Origin of the sequence: Aeromonas sp. s5 (assembly GCF_040907865.1) — a bacterium.
Taxonomy (GTDB): Bacteria; Pseudomonadota; Gammaproteobacteria; order Enterobacterales; family Aeromonadaceae; genus Aeromonas; species Aeromonas dhakensis.
On record NZ_JBFOCO010000006.1, the window covers coordinates 193,288 to 218,295 of the forward strand.

The window sequence follows — 25,008 nt, forward strand, 5'->3', positions numbered from 1 at the left end:
GAGGCGGGATAAAGGGTTTCATTCGAGCGACGCCTGGCGGCGAGCACAGGAGGCACTCCACAGCGATTGTGGCCTGCCTGGCATTGGCGTAGACTCCACGCCGTTCACATTATGAGTATGGAAAAATGGATCTGATCCTCTTTGCAATCGACTTTATCCTGCACGTTGACGTGCATCTGAAAGAGCTGTTTGAAAACTACGGTATCTGGGTTTACGCCATCCTGTTTCTCATCATCTTCTGCGAGACCGGACTGGTGGTCACCCCCTTCCTGCCGGGTGACTCCCTGCTGTTTGCCGCCGGTGCCCTCACCGTGGGCAGCGTGCTGGACGTGCACACCCTGGCGGCCGTGTTGATCATCGCTGCCGTGCTCGGCAACGTGGTGAACTACACCATAGGTCACTTCTTCGGCGAGCAGCTGTTTCGCAACCCGGACTCCAAGATCTTCCGGCGGGACTATCTGGACAAGACCCACGCCTTCTACGCCAGACACGGCGGCAAGACCATCATCATCACCCGCTTCCTGCCCATAGTGCGCACCTTCGCCCCCTTCGTGGCGGGCATGGGGGCCATGACCTATCCGCGCTTCCTGGCGTTCAATCTGGTGGGAGGGCTCTTGTGGGTGATCTCCTTTGTCTACGCCGGCCACTTTTTCGGCAACCTGCCGGTGGTGCGTCAGAACTTTACCCTGCTCATCTTCGGCATCATCGGTATCTCGCTGCTGCCCATGGTGATCGGCATGGTGAAAGCCAAGCTCAACGCCGGCAAGGTGGCTTCCTGAGTCAGCCTTGTTGGCCGTGTCATGAGAGGGAGCCGCAGGCTCCCTTTTTTGTTTGAGCATGGTGCTGATTACTGATTTCTCACTGATGAGCCTGGAGGAAAGGCCAATCGGCGAGCAAGCAGGCAGTCACCAGGATGGCTGGCAGGGGAGCGAGACGTTGAAGAGCGATATCAGAGCTCAAGACGCCGCCCGCAGTCTTCATGAAAAAGGGAGCCACTGGCTCCCTTTTCGCGACGGATGATGTTGATCCGACCTAGTTGCAGCAGCGCCCCTTGACCAGGTTGCCGATGGCCACCACAACGAACACCAGCAAGTAGGCGGCGAAGATGGCCACCAGCCACTGGGGCATGGAGAAGCTCAGGAACTGCCAGCTGACCTCGCTGCAGTCGCCATCCGGGAAGAACATCCAGGGGATCCACTGATCCAGCGGTGCCCAGCTCGGGAAGTCGACAAACCCTTCGCAGACATTGAAGGGAGAGGGGTTCACCTGATAGTCCACATGCTTGAGCGCCAGCTTCAGGCCCCAGAAGGCACTGGCGCCCCACATCAGCAGGGCGCTCCAGCGCACATACCATTTCTGCGGAGCCACCATGCCGAGCAGCGCCGCCATGAGGACCCCGAGAGTGGCGAGCCGCTCATAGATGCACATGACGCAGGGATGCAGACCCAGCACGTGCTGGAAGAAGAGGGCGCTCAACTCGAGGAACAGGGCGGAGGCTGCAAGCAGGCCCCATGCCAGGCGATGGGCGGCTATACGGCGCAGAAACTCAATCATCTGGTTGATCTCACAGAAAAAACAGTGGCTGAATTAGAGCAGAGCAGGGGCCAAAAAGAAAGGGCCCAGGCGGGCCCTCATGGCACTCAGTAGAGTGCGGACAGTACCGCAGGCGCGGCGTTGTCGAGCGTCAGCCAGCCGGCCTGATAGTACCAGTCGGTAAGCGGGCCGAGCAGAAACTCCACCGAGAAGAAACCCACCAGACCCAGCACCAGGGTATAGGGCAGCGCCATCCACACCATCCGGCCGTAGGAGAGGCGCAGCAGCGGCGCCAGTGCCGACGTCAGCATGAACAGGAAGGCGGCCTGGCCGTTGGGGGTGGCTACCGACGGCAGGTTGGTACCGGTGTTGATGGCCACCGCCAGCAGCTCAAACTGCTCGCGGCTGATGGCATTGTTGAGCAGGGCGGTCTTCACCTCGTTGATGTAGACGGTGCCGACGAAGACGTTGTCACTGACCATGGAGAGCAGGCCGTTGGCCAGGTAGAAGAGCGCGAGCTGGGCGTCGGGTTCGGCCGCCAGCACCCACTGGATCACCGGCTTGAACAGCTGCTGATCGATGATGACGGCGACCACGCTGAAGAAGACGGCCAGCAGGGCGGTAAAGGGCAGTGCCTCCTGGAATGCCTTGCCGAGGGAGTGCTCTTCGGTGATGCCGGTGAGGGAGGTGGCCAGCACGATGACTGACAGGCCGATGAGGCCCACCGCCGCCAGGTGCAGAGCAAGCCCCAGAATGAGCCAGAGGGCGATCACCGCCTGCACGATCAGCTTGGCCTTGTCCTGAGCGGTGCGCTCGGCCTCTTCATAACGGTTGTAATCCTCCATGATGCGACGTACCGCGTCCGGCAATTTGGCGCCATAGCCAAACCAGCGACACTTTTCGACCAGGACGCAGGTCAGCAGACCGCAGATAAACACCGGAACCGTGACCGGAGACATGCGAATGGCGAATTCGACGAAGTTCCAGCCGGCCTGTTCACCGATGATCAGGTTCTGCGGCTCTCCCACCAGGGTGCAGACACCACCGAGGGCAGTACCGATGGCGGCATGCATCATCAGGCTGCGCAGGAAGGCGCGAAAGTCATCCAGGTGCTGACGATTGAGCTCGTTGACGGTGCCATCATCGGTGTAATCGTGGGAGTGGCCAAACTCCTTGCCGGAGGAGACCTTGTGATAGATGGCGTAGAAGCCGGTGGCGACGCTGATCACCACGGCAATCACGGTGAGGGCATCGAGGAAGGCTGACAGGAAGGCGGAGACCAGACAAAACGCCAGGGATAGCATCGTTTTGGAGCGGATCCGGATCAGCAGCTTGGTGAACACGTAGAGCAACAGCTGCTTCATGAAGTAGATGCCGGCCACCATGAACACCAGCAGCAGCAGCACTTCGATATTGGCGACCAGTTCGTGTTTGACCTGCTGTGCCGAGGTCATGCCGATCAGCACTGCCTCGATGGCCAGCAGGCCGCCGGGTTGCAGCGGATAGCACTTGAGGGCCATGGCCAGGGTGAAAATGAACTCGACGACCAGCAGCCAGCCGGCCATGAAGGGATCGAGATAAAAGGCGATCGGGTTGATCAGCAGGAATAGAAGAATAGCGGCCTTGTACCACTGGGGGGCGTTGCCTAGAAAGTTCCTGGCAAAGGCTTGCCCTAAGCTGATTGGCATAATAATGGGTCTCTGTTTTGTGGTTGGTATCTGCGTCTATGCAGTCAAGACAGGCTCGACCAGAACATCCGGATGTTGTCCCTTATCAGATTGATTCCTCATGATTTTAATCAAAAAGAGCATTAACTATAAATAACATAGTCGCCCTTGCCCATGAGTATGGTGGTTTTATGGACAACACAGGGGTTGGCTGGCACCTATTGCCGGCTGAAATACATTTTTTTAACAAAATCCCCCGCCGATGTGAGCAGAGGACTGACCTTCTGCTTGCCAGCCCTCCCTGCTTTGCTATTATTCGTGAGCCTTTTTTACGTACTACAACAGAGTCACTACATGGTCATAAAAGCGCAGAGCCCCGCAGGGTTTGCCGAGGAATACATCATCGAGTCCATCTGGAACAATCGCTTTCCTCCAGGATCCATCTTGCCGGCCGAGCGCGAGCTGTCCGAGCTGATTGGCGTGACCCGAACCACCTTGCGTGAAGTGCTGCAGCGTCTGGCCCGCGATGGCTGGCTCACCATCCAGCATGGCAAACCGACCAAGGTGAACAACTTCTGGGAGACCTCGGGACTCAACATTCTGGAGACCCTGGCTCGCCTCGATCAGGACAAGGTACCGGATCTGGTGGCTCAGCTGCTGTCGGCGCGTACCAACATCTGCACCATCTTCATTCGTGGCGCGATCCGCAACAACCCGGAGCAGGCCGCCGAGATCCTGCGCGGCGCTGCCGAGGTGGAGAACAGCGCCGAAGCCTATGCGGACTTCGACTACCGGTTGCACCATCAGCTGTCGTTCGCCTCCGGCAACCCCATCTACGCCTTGATCCTGAACGGTTTCAAAGGGCTGTACAGCCGGGTTGGCCGCTACTACTTCTCCGACAAGCAGGCGCGTGAAACCGCGGATGCCTACTACAAGACCCTGCTTGACCTGGCCGAGACCAAGAATCACGAGGCCGTGTTCATGACGGTGCGCCAATACGGCATCGAGTCCGGCAAACTCTGGACCCGCCTGCGCCAGGACATGCCGAGCAATCTCTGCGACAACTGAGCCTGTTCTGATGCAAGAAAAACGCGCCGATTGGCGCGTTTTTTTATGGCTGCAAGGCGAGGGGATTAGACCGGCTTCTTCTCCGGACAGCGCCCTATGATGTCGGGAGGCAGTTCGCCATTGTCCTGCTCCAGTATCACGTCGAAACCCCACAGCTGGTGCAGATGCTTGAGCACCTCGTGACGGGAGTCCCCCAGCGGGATCCGGTTGTGTGGCACATAGCGCAGGGTGAGGGAGCGATCCCCCTTCACCGCCACGTTGTAGACTTGGATGTTGGGCTCCAGATTGCTCAGGTTGTACTGGGCTGACAGGGTGTTGCGCACCTGACGATAGCCTTCGTCATTGTGGATGGCCGAGACCTTCAGGTAGTTCTTCAGATCGTCGTCATCGATGGCGAACAGCTTCATGTCGCGCATCACCTTGGGACTCAAAAACTGGCTGATGAAGCTCTCGTCCTTGAAGTTCTGCATGGCGAAATGCAGCGTCTCCACCCAGTTGCTGCCGGCGTAGTCGGGGAACCAGTATCTGTCCTCCTCGGTCGGGTGCTCGCAGATGCGGCGCAGATCGGTGAACATGGCAAAACCGAGGGCGTAGGGGTTGATCCCCGAGTAGTAGCGACTGTTGTAGGGGGGCTGATAGACCACGTTGGTGTGGCTGTGCAGCACCTCGATCATGAAGCGATCGCTTATCTTGCCCTCGTCATAGAGGTGGTTGAGGATGGTGTAGTGCCAGAAGGTGGCCCACCCTTCGTTCATCACCTGGGTCTGTTTCTGCGGGTAGAAGTACTGGCTGATCTTGCGCACAATGCGCACTATCTCGCGCTGCCAGGGCTCCAGCAGGGGGGCATTCTTCTCGATGAAATAGAGAATGTTCTCCTGTGGCTCGGCCGGATAGCGCCTGTCTTCTACCCCGGAGGCCTTGTGCTGTTTGGGCAGGGTGCGCCACAGCTCGTTGACCTGGGTTTGCAGATAGTCTTCCCGTGCCTTCTGGCGTCGCTTCTCTTCGGCCATGGAGATCTTCTGAGGCCGCTTGTAACGATCCACCCCGAAGTTCATCAGCGCATGGCAGGAGTCGAGCAATTTCTCCACCGCGTCGATGCCGTGCTTCTCTTCGCATTCGGTGATGTAGTTCTTGGCAAACAGCAGATAGTCGATGATGGAAGAGGCATCGGTCCAGGCCTTGAACAGATAGTTGTTCTTGAAGAAGGAGTTGTGGCCGTAGCAGGCGTGGGCCATCACCAGGGCCTGCATCGGCATGGTGTTCTCCTCCATCAGATAGGCGATGCAGGGATCCGAGTTGATGACGATCTCGTAGGCCAGCCCCATCTGGCCACGCTTGTAGTTGCGCTCGGTATGGATGAAGCGCTTGCCGAATGACCAGTGCTGATAACCGATGGGCATGCCGACGCTGGAGTAGGCATCCATCATCTGCTCCGCCGTGATCACCTCTATCTGGTTGGGGTAGGTGTCCAGTCGATAGAATTTGGCGACCCGGGCTATTTCTTGATGGTAAATGTCCAGCAGGTCGAAGTTCCAGTCCGGGCCATCGTCCAGCGGCGCTACTTTTCTTGCGGTTTCTACCATATGACCTCCCTCAAGCCGCTTGCTTCTTGAACAGCTCCCGGAATACCGGATAGATATCCTCGACCTTGCGAATATGCTCCATCGCGAAGTGGGGGAACTGGCTGGCGACCGATTCATACTCGTGCCACAGGGTCTGGTGGGCACGGGTGGTGATCTCGATGTAGGAGTAGTACCGCACCCGCGGCATGATGTCCCGCACCAGGATCTCCCGGCACTGCGGCGAGTCGTCGGCCCAGTTGTCACCATCTGACGCCTGTGCCGCGTAGATGTTCCACTGGTTGGCGGGGTAACGTTCGTTGATGATGTCGTTCATCATCTTGAGCGCACTGGAGACGATGGTGCCGCCCGTCTCCTGGGAGTAGAAAAATTCGTGCTCGTCCACTTCCTTGGCCTGGGTGTGGTGACGGATGTAGACCACTTCGACGTTCTTGTAGGTCCGGCTCAGGAACAGATAGAGCAGGATATAGAAACGCTTGGCCATCTCCTTGGTGGCCTGATCCATGGAGCCTGACACGTCCATCAGGCAGAACATCACCGCCTGGCTGGAAGGCACGGGCCGCTTGACGAAGTTGTTGAACTTGAGATCGAAGGTGTCGATAAAGGGCACCGCATCGATCCGTCTCTTCAGCTCACGGATCTCTTTTTCGAGCTGGGCCATCTCCGCAAAGTGTTCGGTGGGATCGGCGGCCAACAGAGCAAGACGATCCTCCAGTTCGTGCAATTGGCGTTTCTTGCCCGCCTGCAGCGCCATGCGGCGGGCCAGCGAGTTTTGCAGTGAACGCACCACGTTGATGTTGGCGGGCACCCCGTTGGAGGTGTAACCCGCCCGGTAGGTTTTGACTTCCATCAGCTGATTGAGCTGGGTTTTCTGCAGCCTCGGCAGCTCCAGATCTTCAAACAGCAGGTCCAGATACTCATCCTTGGAGATTTGGAAGACGAAGTCGTCCGCTCCCTCTCCCTGATTGGATGCCTGCCCCTCACCGGAGCCCTGACCGCCACCTCCCCCCTTGGGGCGGTCAATCTTGTCGCCGGAGACGAATTGGTCGTTGCCGGGGTGCACCATCTCCCGTTTACCGCCTTGCCCCTGATGGAAATGGGGCTCGCCGATGTCCTTGGTCGGGATGCTGATGCTTTCGCCGGTATCCACGTCCTGAATGCTGCGCTTGGAGACAGCATCAGAGACCGCTTGTTTGATCTGCTTCTTGTAGCGGCGAATGAAGCGCTGCCGATTGACAGCGCTTTTGTTTTTGCCGTTGAGCCTGCGGTCGATAAAATGCGCCATAACTCCCCCTTGAACAGTCAGGGTCAGGATGACTTGCGTACCCTGAGATACCATTCGGAGAGCAGACGCACCTGTTTGCGGGTGTAGCCTTTCTCCATCATCCGTTCGACAAAGTTATCGTGCTTCTTCTGCTCCTCGGCCGAGGTTTTGCTGTTGAAGGAGATAACCGGCAGCAGCTCTTCCGTGTTGGAGAACATCTTCTTCTCGATCACGGTGCGCAGCTTCTCGTAACTGGTCCAGTTGGGGTTACGGCCTGCATTGTTGGCGCGGGCACGCAGCACGAAGTTGACGATTTCGTTGCGGAAATCCTTCGGATTGCTGATCCCGGCGGGTTTTTCAATTTTCTCCAGCTCGCTGTTGAGGGAGGCGCGGTCAAACAGTTGGCCGGTCTCGGGGTCACGGTACTCCTGATCCTGGATCCAGAAATCGGCGTAGGTGACGTAGCGATCGAAGATGTTCTGACCGTACTCGGAGTAGGACTCGAGGTAGGCGGTCTGGATCTCTTTGCCGATGAACTCCACGTAGCGCGGGGTCAGATAGCCCTTGATGAATTCAAGGTAGCGGTCATGCAGCTCCTGCGGGAACTGCTCGCGCTCGATCTGCTGCTCCAGCACATAGAAGAGGTGTACCGGGTTGGCCGCCACTTCCGCGTGGTCGAAGTTGAAGACGCGGGAGAGGATCTTGAACGCAAAGCGGGTGGAGAGGCCATTCATCCCCTCGTCGACACCGGCGTAATCGCGGTACTCCTGATAACTCTTCGCCTTGGGATCGGTGTCTTTGAGGCTCTCGCCGTCATAGACCCGCATCTTGGAGTAGATGCTGGAGTTTTCCGGCTCCTTGAGGCGCGACAGCACGGAGAACTGACCCAGCAGCTCCAGGGTTCCCGGGGCGCACTTGGCATCGGTCAGCTCACTGTTGACCAGCAGCTTCTCGTAGATCTTCACCTCTTCCGACACCCGCAGGCAGTAAGGCACCTTGACGATGTAGACCCGGTCGAGGAAGGCCTCGTTGTTCTTGTTGTTGCGGAACTGCTGCCACTCGGATTCGTTGGAGTGAGCCAGCAGGATGCCGTCGAAGGGGAGGGCGGAGAGCCCCTCGGTACCGTTGTAGTTGCCCTCCTGGGTGGCGGTCAGCAGCGGGTGTAGCACCTTGATGGGCGCCTTGAACATCTCGACGAACTCCATGATCCCCTGGTTCGCCTTGCACAGCGCGCCCGAGTAGGAGTAAGCGTCGGCGTCATCCTGGGCGAAGTGCTCCAGCATGCGGATGTCCACCTTGCCGACCAGAGAGGAGATGTCCTGGTTGTTGTCATCGCCCGGTTCTGTCTTGGCAATGGCAATCTGGTCGAGGATGGAGGGGTTGACCTTCTCCACCTTGAACTTGGTGATGTCGCCACCAAACTCGTGCAGCCGCTTGGCGACCCAGGGGGACATGATAGGGCGCAGGTAGCGGCGCGGGATGCCGTACTCTTTTTCCAGCAGCTCGCCATCTTCTTCAATGTCGAACAGGCAGAAGGGGTGATCGTTGACCGGTGACCCCTTGATGCGATAGATAGGCACCTTCTGCATCAGGGATTTGAGTTTTTCTGCCAGCGAGGATTTACCACCGCCGACCGGGCCCAGCAGATAGAGGATCTGTTTCTTCTCTTCCAGCCCCTGGGCGGAGTGTTTGAGATAGGAGACGATCTGTTCGATGGCCTCTTCCATGCCGTAGAAGTCTTTGAAGGCGGGATAGCGTGCCACGACGCGGTTGGAAAAAAGACGACTGAGTCTGGGATTGGCAGAGGTGTCGACCATCTCAGGCTCACCGATGGCGGTCAGCAGACGTTCGGCGGCGGAGGCGTAGCAGGACTTGTCCTGCTTACACATATCCAGGAACTCCTGGATGCTGTATTCCTCTTCCCTGGCTTTCTCATATCGCTGTTGATAATGCTCGAAGATGCCCATAACTTTGCCCTCGTTATAGTCGCTTACCCTGAAAAGAGTGGATCACTACTTTTGTTCTGTTTACCTCATTAAGCCTAGTCAACAGCCCCCAGTAATCCATCACCAACTATTGGTTTAAATTTGCAAGGGTACTTCCCGACCCGATGCGGGAAGGCGCAATCAGTGACACACCTATGTTACTGACTGTTAAATTATTTTTGCCATGATAGTGAGGCAAATGTCAAAGACATAAAAAATAAATGTTTGTCAAAAAATGGAAACTGCACCGCATTGTTCCTGGCCGGCTGTCGCAAGCGCAGTCAGGGCAAGGGGGAGCGCGCCACGCAGCAGAAATGGCATTACGTTTACGTGCACGTAAGGTTAATTGTTTGGTGTTTTAGCTCTAATTTTTACATTGACGCTACATTGCGACTGCTCTAGATTGGCCCTGTGTCGGGCAGTCAGCGCTTTAGCAAGAGAGTGGCTGGTTGCCGATACAAAGCTCTGTTTAAGCACGTTTCCGTTGGCTTGACCCTCGCAAATGCGAGGGTCTTATTTTTTCAGCGCAATCGACGCTGTCTGGTGAGCTAGTGATCGTGGTGGAGCGGATAAATGCGGGAAACCGCCGCCAGGACGTCGGCGAAGGGGTGGGATGCCAGCTGGCCAAATCCGGCCAGGCTTTTCGCCTTGACCCGGGTGGTGAGTGGCGTGGCGATACCGCACAGAAAGCGGGTCAGGATGCGCGGATGCCGGGTGTGACACAGGGCCACCAGGGGATCGCACCAGGCTTTTAGTCCCTGTTCATTGGGCAGTGTCCGGCCGGGCAAGGGAGGGAGCTCTGCCACTTCGCCCCGACAGACCGAGCAGTGCCCGCAATGAGTGGGCGCGGCCTGATCGGCAAAGTAGCGTGCCAGTTCATGGCTCAGGCAACTGCTTGAGGTGAAGAAACCCAGCAATGCCTGCAGACGGGCCAGCTCGCTGTGTTCTTTCTTTTCAAACAAGCTGTGCAGCTGATCGGTCAGGGTAGTTACGTCAATCTCCTGGCGCAGCACCCGGTAAACCTCGGTCATCTGCTTGCTTTCCAGTTCGATCCAGCCCTGCTGCTGCAGGTAGTCCAAGGCCGCCGCCGCGCGGTGCCGCTCCCCCTGATAGCCTTGCCAGAGCGCATCGAAGTCCATGGTGCACCAGCTGCGGGCCTGCGGGGCGCAGGCGAACAGCTGCTCCAGGAACAGGCGTCGCTCCGGATTGAAGCGGGCCAGGATCTCCGCTTTCTCCAGCACGAACTTGAAACGGTACTCGGCAAAGTAGCTGTAGGCCGGGGCTATGATGCCCGCCATCTCCAGATAGACCAGCAGGGTCTTGAGAGGCAGTTGGCGGATGTTGGTCTCATTGGATAGACGCAGCAGGCTGAATTCCCACTCGCTGCCGCTTTGCAGCAGGATCTCGAGCAGTGCGACGATGGCCGAGCGATCCGGAGTGTCGCCATAGACGAAATTCTCCAGCACCGGCAACTGGCTGCGATTGGCCAGCACGATGCAGCGGGAAGGCTGGCCGTCGCGACCGGCACGGCCTATCTCCTGGCTGTAGTTTTCGATGGACTTGGGCAGATCGTAATGGATCACCCGGCGAATATCGGCCTTGTCGATGCCCATGCCAAAGGCGATGGTGGCCACGATGCAATCCAGCTTGCCGGTCATGAAGTCGTGCTGGATCTGGCTGCGCAAGGTGGCGTCGAGCCCGGCATGATAGGCTCGGGCCCTGATCCCGCGCTGCTGCAACTGGGCGGCACAGGCTTCGGCGGTGTGCTGCAGGGTGACGTAGATGATGGTGGGGGCGGCGGGATCGCGCGCCAGTTCCCCATGCAGCCAGCCATCGCGCGCCTCGGCGGGCAGGGGGACGACGGCCAGGTCCAGGTTGGCGCGATAAAAGCCGGTGACGATGAGCCCGTCATCCTCGATGTCGAATTTGGCCTGCATGTCGGCCATCACGGCCGGGGTGGCGGTGGCTGTCAGCAGCAGCACCTGGGGAATGGCCAGCTCGCGGCGATAGTCAGGCAGCTTGAGGTAGTCGGGGCGAAAGTTGTGGCCCCATTCCGAAATGCAGTGAGCCTCGTCCACCACCAGCATTGACAGCGGCACCTGCTGGATGAAGCGGCGAAAGCGCTCGTTCTTGAGGCGCTCCACCGAGATCATCAGGATTTTGAGCTGGCCGTCGTTGGCCTGCTGCATCACCCGGCGGCTCTCCTCCGCTGTCAAGCTGGAGTCGAGGGTGGCGGCGGCAATCCCCTTGCTGCGCAAAAAGGCGAGCTGATCGTGCATCAGTGCGATCAGGGGGGAGATCACCAGGGTCAGGTGGGGCAGGGCCAGTGCCGGCAACTGATAGCAGAGGGATTTGCCTGAACCGGTGGGGAAGATGGCGGCGGCGTTCTTGCCCGCCAGCAGCCGGCTGATCACCTCTTCCTGTCCTGGCCTCAACCGATCGAAGCCAAAGTGACGGGTCAACAGGGATGAGATCATGGCAAAGGCTCCGCGGCAAAACCGTCATGATACCACCGCCGGGTGGAGGCTGGCGGCCAATCGGGAGGGAAAATGGCATCCATTTGAGCGTTGTTGATATTGTGTTATCTCGGTGTTGTAGATTTTTTGTGAGGCGAAGCGGATATTTTTCAGTGATTCTGTGGAAAAAAGCGGCTGCAGATGGGATATTCCTTGTCCGCAACCCCGTGTGTTTCCGGACAGGCTCGACAGAAGGCTTGCCGGGGCAGACGACGCCAGCCCGTGACATGGGTGTCGCCTGGTGTAGCGGTTGCCAACAGGACTAATGATTCACGCACTTAGGTGCTCAGGGACTATTTGATGACACAACAACACCCCCTCATAAGACTGGTCAACAGCACCAGCCTGGTTAGCCAGATCCTGGTCGGTCTGGTCTTCGGTATCCTCCTTGCCATGTTCATGCCGGAATGGGCCAAAGCGGCGGGTCTGCTCGGCAGCCTGTTCGTCGGCGCCTTGAAGGCGGTGGCGCCGCTGCTGGTCTTCGTACTGGTGATGGCGGCGATCATCGGCCACAAGCAGGGTCAAAAAACCAACATGAAGCCGATCCTGCTGCTCTATCTGCTGGGAACTTTCCTGGCGGCTGCGGTGGCCGTGGTTGCAAGCTTCCTGTTCCCCACCAACCTGCACCTGGTGGCCAACAGTGCCGAGATCACCCCGCCCGGCGGCATCACCGAGGTGCTGCAGACCCTGCTGTTCAACGTGGTGACCAACCCGGTCAAGGCGTTGCTGGACGCCAACTATATCGGCATTCTGGCCTGGGCCATCGGCCTTGGCATCGCCATGCGCCACGCCAGCGAGGGGACCAAGGCGGTGATCACCGACCTGTCCCACGGTGTCTCCACCATTGTGAAAGCGGTGATCCGCTGCGCGCCGCTCGGCATTCTGGGTCTGGTAGCCTCCACCCTGGCGGAAACCGGTTTTGAGGCCCTGTTTGGCTATGCCCAACTGCTGGTGGTGCTGATCGGCTGCATGCTGTTCATCGCCTTCGTGGTCAACCCGCTCATCGTGTTCTGGAAGATCCGCCGCAATCCCTATCCGCTGGTGCTGACCTGCCTGAAAGAGAGCGGCGTCACCGCCTTCTTCACCCGCAGCTCCGCCGCCAACATCCCGGTCAACATGACGCTGTGCGAAAAACTGCGTCTGCCGGAGGATACCTACGCGGTCTCCATCCCGCTGGGCGCCACCATCAACATGGCCGGTGCGGCCATCACCATTACCGTGCTCTCCATGGCGGCGGTCCACACCCTGGGGATGGACGTGGATCCGGCGACAGCCATTCTGCTCTCCGTGGTTGCGACCGTCAGTGCCTGCGGCGCCTCCGGTGTGGCCGGCGGCTCCCTGCTGCTGATCCCGTTGGCATGCAGCCTGTTTGGCATCAGCAACGACATCGCCATGCAGGTGGTGGCGGTCGGCTTTATCATCGGCGTGCTGCAGGACTCCGCAGAGACGGCCCTCAACAGCTCCACCGACGTGCTGTTCACCGCCGCGGCCTGCATGGCCGAAGATGAGACCCTGCTGGACATCTCGCCGGTGCCCAACAGCGAAGCCTGATAGCCGTATCTTTCTATCACAACGACAACGCCCTCATTCGAGGGCGTTTTTTATTGCCGCCTGGATGGGGCGGGTAGCTGTCGTGACTCCTGGCAACCCTCCCGGCAAACAGAGAAGAAGGCTTCACGACCTGAAACCTGGCAGATATCACTGAGTCGGGATGAAGGGGGTGTGCGAGCGTGGAAGAGGGATGGCTTTGCCGTCTCGGATGATGCGGCAGGAGTGATCGACTTGACGGTGGCTCGATACACCAGCCCGAGCAGGGTGGGTCGTCAGAGCGAAAACGTGAGCAGGCATGGCCGGTTTGTTGTGGCTTGCCAGCCAACTCGCGCTCAAGGGGCCCTCTCTTTTTGCCTGGTGAAGATCTGCAATCAGCCCTGCACCATAAAAAAATGCCAGCCGGTTACCCGGCTGGCATTGTTGCTGGTCTCTGTCAGCGTCAGCCGATCAGCTGGTAGAGAATGGCGGAGATGGCAGTCATCCCCATCAGGGCCACGAAGGCGTTGCTGATGTGGCCCTGATACTTCGCCATGGCCGGCACGCGTTTGATGGCGTACATCGGCATGATGAACAGGATGGTGGCGATGATGGGGCCGCCCATCGACTCGATCATGCCGAGGATGGAGGGGTTGATCACCGCGGTGCCCCACAGGGTCAGGATGAAGAAGGCGATGATGAAGATCTCGACCTTCTTGTGGTTCGGCTCCTTGCCGGACTTGCGCAGGTTCTGGACGATCATCCCCTTCAGGCCTTCACGGGCACCCAGGTAGTGGCCGAAGAAGGAGGAGACGATGGCCACGAACGCCACCAGCGGACCGAAGTAGGAGATGATGGGGCTTGAGTGCTGGTTGGCCAGGTAGGAGAGCACGGCAATGTTCTGGGACTTGGCCTCGGCCAGCTGTGCCGGGGTCAGGCTCATCACGCAGGAGAAGACGAAGAACATCACGAAACCGAGCAGGATGGTCGCGGTGCGCTTGAGGATGGCGTCAGACTTCTCGACCGCCTGCTCGCCATGATCGCGGCGCTGGGCCAGGGAGAAGCTGGAGATCGCCGGGCTGTGGTTGAAGGAGAACACCAGCACCGGGATGGTCAGCCACAGGGTGATGGCAAAGTCCTTGCCGGACGGCACCTGGGAGAGGGCGGCACCGGTCCAGTCCGGGATCAGGTAGAAGGAGATCCCCACCAGGATGGCGATGAGCGGGTAGACCAGAAACTCGGTCACTTTGAGCATCAGCTTCTCGCCAGCCAGCATCACCGACATCATGCCCATGATCAGCACGATGGAGAGGATCCAGCGCGGCGGCGCCGTCATCTGCAGCTGGTTGACCATGAAGCTTTCCACGGTATTGGTGATGCCCACCCCGTAGATCAGCACGATGGGGTAGATGGCGAAGAAGTAGAGCAGGGTGATTAATTTGCCGGCACCCACGCCGAAGTGCTCTTCCACCACTTCCGTGATGTCTGCATTGGGTTTGCTTGACGAGAGCACGAAGCGGGCGAGGCCGCGGTGTGCCAGATAGGTCATGGGGCCGACCAGCAGCGCCATGACCACCAGCGGCCAGAAGCCGCCCATGCCGGCGTTGATGGGCAGGAACAGGATGCCGGCGCCGACGGCGGTGCCGAACAGGCTGATTACCCAGCGAGTGTCTTGTTTGGTCCAACCACGCGATTGGACTGAGCGGGTTCCTTGCTCCTGTGAGGTCGCAACATCCTGTGCGCCGGTGACAGTATTAGACATGTGTCTCACCCCTGAATTGTGGTTTTTATAGAATCGGCGCAAGGATACGGGTTTTTTAATCAAAAATGTTGATCAAATTCACCTTTATGGGACTGAAAACCGCACTCTTTTATGGAAATGTGATCGAAAGAAGAATTAATCAATTATTTTTTATAAAATACCACGTTATTTTAGTGTTAACGCATGAATATTGCACAGCCATTTGTTGGCAATATGTTATCTGGAGAGTTGCCGTGACAGCTGGCGGATCATGCTGGCGGTTGCGCCCCAGATAAAATGGTCCTGCCAGGGGATCCAGTAGATGGTATGCAGGTGATCGGCTCTGGGAATGGTCAGGGCGATATGGTGGCGCGGATCCAGCAGGTGGTTGAGCGGCACTTCGAAGGCCTGGTCGACCTCGTCTCGGCTCAGGGTGAGCTGATAGTCGGCCGCCACCAGTCCCAGCACCGGCAGCACGTCATATTGCGAGACGGTGTTGAGGGGAGCGAGGGTGCCAAGCACCTCTATCTGGGCCGGGACTATGCCGAGCTCTTCCTGGGTTTCCCGCAGCGCCGTGTGGATCAGATCCCGGTCGTCGGGATCCTGCCTGCCACCGGGGAAGCTTATCTGTCCCGCATGGTGGCGCAGGTGCGGGCTGCGCCGGGTCAGCAGCAATTGCAGGCCGTCGGCCCGTTCAACCAGCGGCAGCAGCACGGCGGCGGGCTTGAGCCCGGCCACCGTCAGCCGGTGAGAGGGGGCGGGGCGTTGCAACAAAAAGCGGGTCAGCAGTTCTGCTCGTTCCATCTCGATTCTTCTTCACTCCTTCAAGTCGCTGAGATCATTTTGTCAGGTTTTCAACGCAGTGCGTCCAGCAGCGGCAGGATGCGAGCCACCTTGTCATAGGTTTCCTGATATTCGTCGTCCACGTCGGAGTCGGCGATGACGCCGCCGCCAGCCCAGCAGTGGAGCTGGCCCTGTGCGGCGATCAGGGTGCGGATGCAGATGCTGGTGTCCATTCGGCCGTGCTGGCTGAGGTAGCCGATGCTGCCGCAGTAGGCGTTGCGCCGCTGGGGCTCCAGCTCCTCGATGATCTCCATGGCCCGGATCTTGGGGGCGCCTGTGATGGAGCCACCGGGGAAGCAGGCGCGCAGCAGATCCACGCCCTGCCAGCGGGCATCCAGTTCGCCGTGAATGGTGGAAACCAGGTGGTGCACCGCCGGAAAGGATTCCACCGCAAACAGGCTGGGCACGCTGACCGAACCGGGCCGGCTAACTCGGCCGATGTCGTTGCGCAGCAGATCCACGATCATCAGATTTTCCGATCTGTCCTTGTCGGCCTCCGCCAGCTCGCGGGCACTGGCTTGATCCAGCGCAGGGTCGGCCAGCCGCGGGCGAGTGCCCTTGATGGGCTTGGTCTCGATGTGGCGCTGGTCGAGCAGCAGGAAACGCTCGGGGGAGAGGCTCAGGATGGCCCCTTGCGGCAAGCGCAGGAAGGCCGAGAAGGGGGCGCGGTTGGCCCGTGACAACGCCTGGTAAGCCTGCCACTCGTCACCTCGATAGGGGGCGCTGAAACGCTGGGTCAGGTTGATTTGATAGCAATCCCCTGCCGCCAGATAGGCCTGCACCCGGGCAAATTTGTCGCCATATTCGGCGCGGCTCATGTTGCTGCGCCAAGCGCCTGCAAGTGCGAAGGGGTCTGCGGCAAGCTCGTGCTGCGCCTCCAGCCACTGCAGCCGGCGGGCAAGGCCGGCCTCGTCGCCCCAGTGCACCAGATGCCATTTGCCCGTTGCCACCTCCCGCAGCAGGGCCCAGTCATAGATGCCGACCGCCATGTCAGGGATGGTGACGTCGCGGGCGGCCAGGTTCGGCAGACGCTCGAAGCGGCGGCCCAGATCATAGCCAAACAGGCCGAGCGCCCCGCCGATGAAGGGCAGGGGGGTCGCTTGAGTGGTGATCTCTCCCAGCAGGTCGCGCTGGCACCGGGCCAGCAAGGTCAGCGGATCATCTTCACTGGACTCGTGTTGCTCTCCCTGCTCGATGCGGGTCAGCGCCCCGTCGGTCTGCAGGGTGGCCAGCGGATCGGCGGTGATGATGTCAAAGCGGTTGTCCGCACCCAGCGGGCCAGCGGATCCCAGCAACATGGCCCAGGGCAGGTGGTGAAGGCGGGCGAACAGCGCATGGAGCGCCATCTGGTGTTCAAAATGGTGGATATGCAGCGTTGGTTTCATTTTTTGTTACACAGGCAACAGTTTGCAGCCTGCTCCCTAGCCGGTACGGGGTGGCAAGCGTATCATAGGCGCCGGAATTTTTAGAAAAAACGCGCCGTTGTCTTATCGGGCAGACAGGCAGACCGCCTGGCACCACCCCACCGAAGCACGGCTCATATGGAAGCCCTTGCTCCAACCAACACGGGAGACAAGGACCAGTGAGGATGATATGAGCATCATTAAAAAACAGGATTTTATCGATTCCATCGCCGACGCCCTGCAGTACATCTCCTACTACCACCCCCTCGATTTCGTGCATGCCGCCAAGGCCGCCTATGACCGGGAGATCAACCCGGCCGCCAAGGATGCCCTGGCCCAGATCCTGATCAACTCCCGCATGTCCGCCGAAGGTCATCGTCCGCTCTGCCAGGATACCGGCATCGTCACCTGCTTCGTCAAGATCGGCATGCAGGTGCAGTGGGATAGTGACATGACGGTGCAGGAGATGGTGGATGAAGGGACGCGCCGCGCCTACACCAATCCGGACAACCCGCTGCGCGCCTCCGTGCTGGCCGACCCCGCCGGCAGCCGCAAGAACACCAAAGACAACGCCCCAGCCGTGGTGCACATCGACATGATCCCGGGCAACAAGGTGGAAGTGAGTATCGCGGCCAAGGGCGGCGGCTCCGAGAACAAATCCAAGATGGTGATGCTCAACCCCTCCGACGACGTCGTCGAGTGGGTGCTGAAAACCGTGCCGACCATGGGGGCCGGCTGGTGTCCGCCCGGCATGCTGGGCATCGGCATCGGCGGTACTGCCGAGAAGGCGGCCGTGCTGGCCAAGGAAGCGCTGATGGAGCACATCGACATTCAGGAGCTGATCGCTCGTGGCCCCGAGACCACAGAGGAGAAGCTGCGAGTTGAGCTCTACGACAAGGTCAACAAGCTCGGCATCGGTGCCCAGGGCCTCGGTGGCCTCACGACCGTGCTGGACGTGAAGGTGAAGTCCGCCCCGACCCATGCCGCCTCCAAGCCGGTGGTGATGATCCCCAACTGCGCGGCCACCCGCCATGTCCACTTCGAGCTGGATGGTTCCGGCCCGGCCGAACTGACCCCGCCGAAACTGGAAGATTGGCCGGAGATCACCCGCTCGGCTGGCGGCAACGTGCGCCGGGTCAATGTCGACGGCATCACCAAGGCAGAGCTCGCCAGCTGGAAGAGCGGGGATACCGTGCTGCTCTCCGGCAAGATCCTCACCGGTCGTGATGCCGCTCACAAGCGCATTGCCGACATGCTGAAAAAAGGTGAGGGGCTGCCGGAAGGGGTCGATTTCACCAACCGCTTCATCTATTACGTGGGCCCGGTCGATGCCGTGCGTGACGAGGTGGTCGGCCCGGCCGGCCCGACCACCTCCACCCGGATGGACAAGTTTACCGACATGATGCTGGGGGAAACCGGCCTCATCGGCATGATCGGCAAGTCCGAGCGGGGCCCCAAGACGGTCGAGAGCATCAAACAGCACCAGGCCGTCTATCTGATGGCCGTCGGTGGTGCCGCCTATCTGGTGGCGAAGGCCATCAAGAAGGCGCGGGTGGTGGCCTTCGCCGATCTGGGCATGGAAGCCATCTATGAGTTCGAAGTCGAGGACATGCCGGTGACCGTGGCGGTCGACTCCCAGGGCAACAATATCCACGAGACTGGGCCGGCCTACTGGTCTGCCAAGATTGCCGAGCTCGATGGCAAGCTGGCGTGAGTTGAAGATGCCTGAGGGCTGTTCACCTACGGTATGGAGCCGGGTCATTATGCCCTGAGTGCATGGGCGCGATGCGCGACTGCCATGGATGTGGCCGTCATGCAGCCTCAGCCATAACAAACAAAACGAAGGCGACCCCAGGGTCGCCTTTTCTTTTCGTCTGCGTGTCTGTCGTGCGAATTTTAACTGCCAACTGCCAACTGCCAACTGCCAACTGCCAACTGCCAACTGCCAACTGCCAACTGCCAACTGCCAACTGCCAACTGCCAACTGCCAACTGCCGCTCTCTGTGCGTGGTGCACAAGGCTGTCAACGCTGGATCCCACGTCCGTCAGTCGGCTGGCGTCTCTTCACCCTTGCCACGGTTGTCTGGCGGCAAGGGCTCTTTTTACTCTGTGATTGGCAAACGATTCATCACCCAATTAAAAAGTCATCATCAATCTAGTTGAACAACCCATCTCCACACTCGGTTGGGGGTCAGTGATTGAGATAGACATCCTGTCCGCCATAGACCAGCGAGCCACCATGAGCGGGAGAGGAGGCGACTGGCTCGAAGAAACGGGTCAATACGCCACAGCGTTGCCCCAGCTTGCTCAGCTTGGCCCGATCCAGCGTGACCTGTTCCGGCAGCCAGGTCAGCACGGCGGCGCAGCGGCCGTTGCCCAGACTCTGCTCCAGCGTGGATTGCCAATTCTTGATCTTGGGGCTGTGTACCACCAGTACCCGAGCCGGATTGATCCCCTGTGCCTGCAACTGCTTGGCCACGGGCAGACCGGGTGGCGCAATGAGCAGGATCCAGCCCGTGTCACCCTGGCTCAAGCGCACCAGCTCATCGAGCAGCGGCGGCTCCCGGGTGAGGCTCGCAGAGTGGCGATATTCGTCCTGCTTGCCCTGATGGCGGGTGGGCCAGGGGCTGCTCATGCTGGCGACGGAGACAAGGGTGTGGCTCATGGGCTGGCTCATATGCTTTCCTGTATGAATAACCATGCTGTATGCACATACAGTAGTTGTTGTTCGCAGCAGTGACAAGCCGTTTGTGGCCAAAAATGTGATCTGAACGGTAATGAAAGAAGTTAACTAATTGATTTTAAAATATATAAACTTCAATCTTGAGGTGGGTGTTTTCAGGCTATGGACAAAGCGGGCAGGGGCGCCCATGGTTATACAGTATGTCCTGTACAGAGGAGAGATGAGGATGGACGTCAGCACCTTGCAACGACTGGATGCCAATATCCTGCTCGGGATCATCAATGAGAAGCTGCGCCTGGAGTGCGACGGGCTGGAGGAATTGCTGGCCTATTACGACATGACGGAAGACCAGCTTGCCACCCGCCTGTTGCAGATTGGCTACCACTACGATCCCATGAGCAACCAGTTCAAGGCTCACGGTTGAGCGGCGAACAATCCCCGAATGGCACTGTTATATTTTTTCATGAATGGCGCACATTGAAATCGTTTTCAATGTGCGCTGAATTTTCAGCTATTTTCATGGATTTTCAGCGCTTGGCAATCATTGAAAACCTATTCATGAATTTATATTTGCAACACAATATTAAGGTTCTGATTTTAAAGGAAATGATGGGTTTGTATTTGCAGGTTTCAGGAAAGGGTTTTCAAACTTGAACTGTCATTTTTATACGTTAAAGTGTGACTTGCGTTAACTTTTCAAGCTGCGGCTTTAGCTAGTATGCCCACGCCGGAACATATTCTCAGATAACAATAGCACCGGTCCCTGATGGGATAACAATTTATTATTCTGTAACGAAGGAAATGGTTTATGGCTACCAAGAAGAAGACAGACCAGGATCTCCAACTGGATAAAGATCAGCTCAAGGCGAGTATCGTGCGTCACCTGCGTTCTACCTTGGGTACAAGCGAACAGAAAGCCTCGCCAGAAGCGTGGTGGAAAGCGACCTCAGCCGCCGTCAACGAACAGGTGTACGAGCGCCTGACCCGCACTCAGCAGACTCACTTCAAGAAAGATACTCGTGCAATTCACTATCTCTCTGCTGAATTCCTGATGGGGCGCCTGACCTCCAACAACCTGCACAACCTCTCCCTGTACAAGATTTGCGAAGAGGCGTTGGGCGAACTCGGTCTGGAACTGACCGATCTGTGTGAACAAGAGCCTGACATGGCACTCGGCAACGGCGGCCTGGGCCGTCTGGCCGCCTGCTTCATCGATTCGCTGGCGACCCTGAACTACCCGGCGGTCGGCTATGGCATCCACTACGAGCACGGTCTGTTCCGTCAGGAAATTCAGGATGGCCGTCAGATTGAGCGTCCGGACTCCTGGCGCGAATATGGCAACCCTTGGGAGATCTGCCGCCCGGAATCGGTGCAGGAGATCCCGCTCTACGGTTACGTGGAGACCGTCTTTGGTGACAACGGCGGCCTCAAGAAGGTGTGGCACGCCGGTCGCAAGATCAAAGGGGTGCCCTGGGATATTCCGGTAGTCGGTTTTGGCGGTCATACCGTCAACATCCTGCGCCTGTGGGAGTCTCGCGCCTCCGAGTTTTTTGACTGGGACGTGTTCAACGCCGGTGGTTATATCGACTCCCAGGCGGAAAAAGCCCAGGCCGAGACCATCTCCAAGGTGCTCTATCCGAATGACGAGACCGATGCGGGCAAAGAGCTGCGCCTGATCCAGCAGTACTTCTTCTGTGCCTGCTCCATCAAGGACATCATGCGTCGCTACAAGCGGGTGCATGGCGCCGATTTCAGCAACTTTGCCGCCCAGATCGCCATTCAGCTCAACGATACCCACCCCACCGTCGCCATTCCCGAACTGATGCGGGTGCTGGTGGATGAAGAGGGTCTGACTTGGGAAGCGGCCTGGGCCATCAGCTACCAGGTGTTCTCCTACACCAACCACACCCTGCTGCCGGAAGCGCTGGAGAAGTGGTCGGTCAGTCTGTTTGAGAAGGTGCTGCCGCGCCATCTCGAGATCATTTACGAAATTAACGCCCGTTTCCTGGGCGAGCTGGTGGAGCCCAAGTGGCCGGGCAACGACGCCATCAAGGCCAAGCTCTCCATCATCGAAGAGGGATCGGTGCGCAAGGTGCGCATGGGCAACCTGTGTGTCATCGGCTCCTCCAAGGTGAACGGCGTGGCCGAGATCCACTCCAAGCTGGTGAAGGAAGATCTCTTCCCCGAGTATGCCGATCTGTGGCCCGAGAAGATGTGCAACGTCACCAACGGCGTGACCCCGCGTCGCTGGCTGCTGGCCTGCAACCCGGAATTGGCCGAGCTCTACAACGAAGTGGTGGGCAAGGAGTGGCCGCTGCAACTGGACAAGCTGCGCAGCGTCACCAAGTTTGCCGACGACAAGGCCTTCCAGAAGCAGTTCATGACCATCAAGCGCCACAACAAGGAGAAGTTGGTCAAGGTCATCAAGGCGGAAACCGGTATCGAGGTCAGTGCCGAGGCAATCTTCGACGTCCAGATCAAGCGTCTGCACGAGTACAAGCGCCAGCAACTGAACCTCATTCACATCATGGCGCTCTATCGTCGTCTGCTGGCCAACCCCGACTACGACATGCATCCGCGGGTGTTCATCTTCGGCTCCAAGGCGGCGCCCGGTTACAAGCTGGCCAAGGACATCATCTACGCCATCAACAAGCTGGCGGAGCGGGTCAACAATGACACCCGCATTCAGGGCAAGCTGAAAGTGGTGTTCATGCCGAACTACCGGGTGAGCCTGGCCGAGAAGCTGATCCCGGCGGCCGACGTCTCCGAGCAGATCTCCACTGCCGGTTATGAAGCCTCCGGTACCGGCAACATGAAGATGGCCCTGAACGGTGCCATCACCATAGGTACCCTGGACGGTGCCAACATCGAGATCGCCGAAGAGGCGGGGGCCGAGAACTGCGCCATCTTCGGTCTGAACGTGGACGAGGTGAAGGCACTGAAGGGGCGTGGTTACAACCCTTATGACTTCTACTACGCCAACTCCGAGCTCAAAGCCGTGCTGGACTGGTTTGATACCGACTACTTCACGCCGGGTCGTCCGGGTGAGCTCTCCTCCATCAAGCGCTCCTTGCTGGAAGGGGGGGATCCCTACCTGACGCTGGCCGATTTTGCTTCCTACTCGGAAGCACACAAGCTGATCGATACCTGGTATCGGGATCCGGCACTGTGGGCCAAAAAGGCCATCATCAACTCGGCCACCATGGGCAAGTTCAACTCCGACCGCTCCATCCAGGACTATGTGGATCGGATCTGGAACCTGAAGCCCTGCAGCATCGGCTGACAAGAGAGCAAACCCAAACCCCCGCCATGCGGGGGTTTTTTATTGGGCATGGGCGACGTTGGTTGTGTGAACTCGGGAGAAAAGTAGACTGCTCGACTGCTCGACTGCTCGACTGCTCGACTGCTCGACTGCTCGACTGCTCGACTGCTCGACTGCTCGACTGCTCGACTGCTCGACTGCTCGACTGCCCGACTGCCCGACTGCCCGACTGCCCATTGCCACCCTCTGCATACAGTTCTGCTATTTGAGGACGTGTGACGTCGAATGAGGGGGGGGGCTGAGGGCGGGAGAAAAAGGTGTGCACTCGAGAATCGGTAGGCAAGTGAGACAATAAAAAAGGCCCCGTCAGGGGCCTTGGTATTCGGCATATCAGTGAATATGTCTCAGTGCAGTATGTCGCCCATGAAGTAGGCGAGCATGGTCAGAATGACGGTGAAGACCAGGTTCAGCACCAGGCCGGCTCGCATCATCTCACGTTGTTTGATGTAACCGCTGGCGAACACGATGGCGTTGGGCGGGGTGGCCACCGGCAGCATGAAGGCGCAGGAGGCGCCGACGGCGATCAGCACGGAGACAACGATGGGGGAGACCCCCAGTGCCTCGGCGACCCCGGCAAACAGCGGCACCAACAGGGCGGCGGTGGCGGTGTTGGAGACCAGTTCGGTCAGGAACACCACGAACGCGGCCAGGCAGAGCAGGATGATGAAGATCGGCATGGTGGCCAGACCGTTGGAGAGGTGTTCCGCCAGGAAGGCGTTGGCGCCGGTCTGCTTCAGGATGGCGCTTAAGGTGAGGCCACCGCCGAACAGCATCAGCACGCCCCAGTCGGTGTTCTGGTTGATGTCATCCCAGCTGGCCACCCGGCTGATGGCAATGGCAACGATGGCGCCCATGGCGATCAGGGTATCGAACTGGGGAATGCCCCCCATTGCCTTGGCGATGGGTTGGGAGCCGATCCACAGCAGTACCGTGGTCAGGAAGATGAGCAGGGTGATCTTGCGTTGACCGGTCCACTGGATGGTCACCTTCTCGGTGCTGACCTGATGGGAGAGGTCGGGGCGCGTCACCATATACAGCAGGCCGATGCCCACCGGCATGAAGATAAGCACAACCGGGATGCCAAACTTCATCCAGTCGGTGAAACCCAGCCCCATCTGGGCGGCCGCGATGGCGTTGGGCGGGCTGCCCACCAGGGTGCCGATGCCGCCTATGCTGGCGCTGTAGGCGACCCCCAGCAGGACGAAGACCAGGGTGCGGCGCTCCTTGTGGGCGTCGATGCCTTTGAGCATGCCGAGGGCCAGCGGCATCATCATGGCGGCGGTAGCGGTGTTGCTGATCCACATGGAGAGGGCGGCCGTGATGGTGAAGAGCACGATGGCGGCCCAGCCGAGGTGACCCTTGGCAAGCTGCATCACCTTGGCGGCGATCTGGGTATCCAGCCCCTGTTTGGAAAGGGCTGCAGCCAGTGCGAAGCCGCCGAAGAAGAGAAACAGCACCGGGTTGGCGAAATCCGTCAGGGACTTGCTCATGTCAAACACCCCGAGCAGGGTGGCAAGTACCGGGATGGAGAGGGCCGTGATGGTGATGTTGACTGCTTCGGTCAGCCAGAGAACGGCGATGAAGACCAGGATCCCCAGCCCCTTGTTGACGTTGGGGTCAAACGGCAGCCAGGCGAGCATGGCACAGAGCAGCAGGACATCCAGGATGACGATCCCGGATTTGACGTCCAGCCAGCGTGATGGGGTAGTAGAGGGTACTGCAGATGTGTGCATATCGTTCTCTCGGTTAATTTATGGTTGTTGTTGTGTTGCCGAGATTACATTCATCCCCCCGTTTGAAACAGGGGGATCTGGTCAAAGCATGCCGAGACTCACAGAGTCAAGATAAGTTAAAACACAAATAAAACATAAATTAA

General features: G+C 58.8%; 17 protein-coding genes. 6 read left to right on the forward strand and 11 right to left on the reverse strand.

Annotated elements, in window-relative coordinates:
- Positions 1-125 precede the first annotated feature (125 nt).
- On the forward strand, positions 126-779 hold the full coding sequence (locus tag AB5Y94_RS05120) for a DedA family protein (protein ID WP_005300347.1): 654 nt from the start codon (positions 126-128) through the stop codon (positions 777-779).
- A 253-nt stretch (positions 780-1,032) separates the two neighbouring features.
- On the opposite strand, the gene dsbB is transcribed toward AB5Y94_RS05120, so the two are convergent.
- Together dsbB and nhaB are read right to left on the reverse strand one after the other, a co-directional pair.
- Positions 1,033-1,554 carry a disulfide bond formation protein DsbB gene (gene dsbB / locus AB5Y94_RS05125; RefSeq protein WP_005300350.1) on the reverse strand — a complete coding sequence of 174 codons (522 nt, stop codon included), beginning with the start codon at positions 1,552-1,554 and terminating at the stop codon, positions 1,033-1,035.
- Positions 1,555-1,640: 86 nt separating this feature from the next.
- On the reverse strand, positions 1,641-3,221 hold the full coding sequence (gene nhaB, locus AB5Y94_RS05130) for a Na(+)/H(+) antiporter NhaB (RefSeq protein ID WP_005300353.1): 1,581 nt from the start codon (positions 3,219-3,221) through the stop codon (positions 1,641-1,643).
- Between the two features lie 333 nt (positions 3,222-3,554).
- On the opposite strand from nhaB, the gene fadR reads away from it, so the two are divergent.
- A complete protein-coding gene (gene fadR / locus AB5Y94_RS05135) occupies positions 3,555-4,268 on the forward strand; it encodes a fatty acid metabolism transcriptional regulator FadR (RefSeq protein ID WP_123246058.1) in 714 nt (237 codons plus the stop codon).
- A gap of 65 nt (positions 4,269-4,333) precedes the next feature.
- On the opposite strand, the gene AB5Y94_RS05140 is transcribed toward fadR, so the two are convergent.
- From AB5Y94_RS05140 to AB5Y94_RS05155, 4 genes are all read right to left on the reverse strand, one after another.
- Complete coding sequence (locus AB5Y94_RS05140) at positions 4,334-5,851, reverse strand: SpoVR family protein (protein WP_005300359.1); 1,518 nt, start codon at positions 5,849-5,851, stop codon at positions 4,334-4,336.
- A gap of 10 nt (positions 5,852-5,861) precedes the next feature.
- Entirely contained in the window at positions 5,862-7,133 is a 1,272-nt protein-coding gene (locus AB5Y94_RS05145; protein WP_010634123.1) for a YeaH/YhbH family protein, read from the reverse strand.
- A gap of 23 nt (positions 7,134-7,156) precedes the next feature.
- Positions 7,157-9,079, reverse strand: a complete 1,923-nt coding sequence (locus AB5Y94_RS05150) for a PrkA family serine protein kinase (RefSeq protein ID WP_005300364.1) — start codon at positions 9,077-9,079, stop codon at positions 7,157-7,159.
- Between the two features lie 566 nt (positions 9,080-9,645).
- Positions 9,646-11,574: an ATP-dependent DNA helicase RecQ gene (locus AB5Y94_RS05155; protein ID WP_368205129.1), complete on the reverse strand. Its 1,929-nt coding sequence runs from the start codon at positions 11,572-11,574 to the stop codon at positions 9,646-9,648.
- Between the two features lie 339 nt (positions 11,575-11,913).
- On the opposite strand from AB5Y94_RS05155, the gene sstT reads away from it, so the two are divergent.
- Entirely contained in the window at positions 11,914-13,164 is a 1,251-nt protein-coding gene (gene sstT, locus AB5Y94_RS05160) for a serine/threonine transporter SstT (protein ID WP_010634121.1), read from the forward strand.
- A gap of 439 nt (positions 13,165-13,603) precedes the next feature.
- On the opposite strand, the gene AB5Y94_RS05165 is transcribed toward sstT, so the two are convergent.
- The 3 genes from AB5Y94_RS05165 to pabB form a co-directional block, all read right to left on the reverse strand.
- On the reverse strand, positions 13,604-14,902 hold the full coding sequence (locus AB5Y94_RS05165) for a serine/threonine transporter (protein ID WP_095592849.1): 1,299 nt from the start codon (positions 14,900-14,902) through the stop codon (positions 13,604-13,606).
- Positions 14,903-15,118: 216 nt separating this feature from the next.
- Positions 15,119-15,685, reverse strand: a complete 567-nt coding sequence (locus AB5Y94_RS05170) for a CoA pyrophosphatase (protein WP_201988648.1) — start codon at positions 15,683-15,685, stop codon at positions 15,119-15,121.
- Between the two features lie 50 nt (positions 15,686-15,735).
- Positions 15,736-17,070 (reverse strand): aminodeoxychorismate synthase component 1, encoded by a 1,335-nt coding sequence (gene pabB, locus AB5Y94_RS05175; protein WP_201988694.1) that lies wholly within the window; start codon positions 17,068-17,070, stop codon positions 15,736-15,738.
- 247 nt (positions 17,071-17,317) lie between these two features.
- Between pabB and AB5Y94_RS05180 the strand changes: the two genes are divergently transcribed.
- On the forward strand, positions 17,318-18,841 hold the full coding sequence (locus AB5Y94_RS05180) for a fumarate hydratase (RefSeq protein WP_010634118.1): 1,524 nt from the start codon (positions 17,318-17,320) through the stop codon (positions 18,839-18,841).
- 477 nt (positions 18,842-19,318) lie between these two features.
- Here the strand turns inward: AB5Y94_RS05180 and AB5Y94_RS05185 are convergent, their stop codons facing one another.
- Complete coding sequence (locus AB5Y94_RS05185) at positions 19,319-19,804, reverse strand: cell division inhibitor (RefSeq protein ID WP_010634117.1); 486 nt, start codon at positions 19,802-19,804, stop codon at positions 19,319-19,321.
- Positions 19,805-20,036: 232 nt separating this feature from the next.
- On the opposite strand from AB5Y94_RS05185, the gene AB5Y94_RS05190 reads away from it, so the two are divergent.
- Positions 20,037-20,234, forward strand: coding sequence for a DUF4250 domain-containing protein (locus AB5Y94_RS05190; protein WP_005300391.1), 198 nt, complete (start codon positions 20,037-20,039; stop codon positions 20,232-20,234).
- A gap of 384 nt (positions 20,235-20,618) precedes the next feature.
- Positions 20,619-23,093 (forward strand): glycogen/starch/alpha-glucan phosphorylase, encoded by a 2,475-nt coding sequence (locus tag AB5Y94_RS05195; protein ID WP_368205130.1) that lies wholly within the window; start codon positions 20,619-20,621, stop codon positions 23,091-23,093.
- A 383-nt stretch (positions 23,094-23,476) separates the two neighbouring features.
- On the opposite strand, the gene AB5Y94_RS05200 is transcribed toward AB5Y94_RS05195, so the two are convergent.
- Positions 23,477-24,865 (reverse strand): DASS family sodium-coupled anion symporter, encoded by a 1,389-nt coding sequence (locus AB5Y94_RS05200; protein ID WP_368205131.1) that lies wholly within the window; start codon positions 24,863-24,865, stop codon positions 23,477-23,479.
- Between the last annotated feature and the right edge of the window lie 143 nt (positions 24,866-25,008).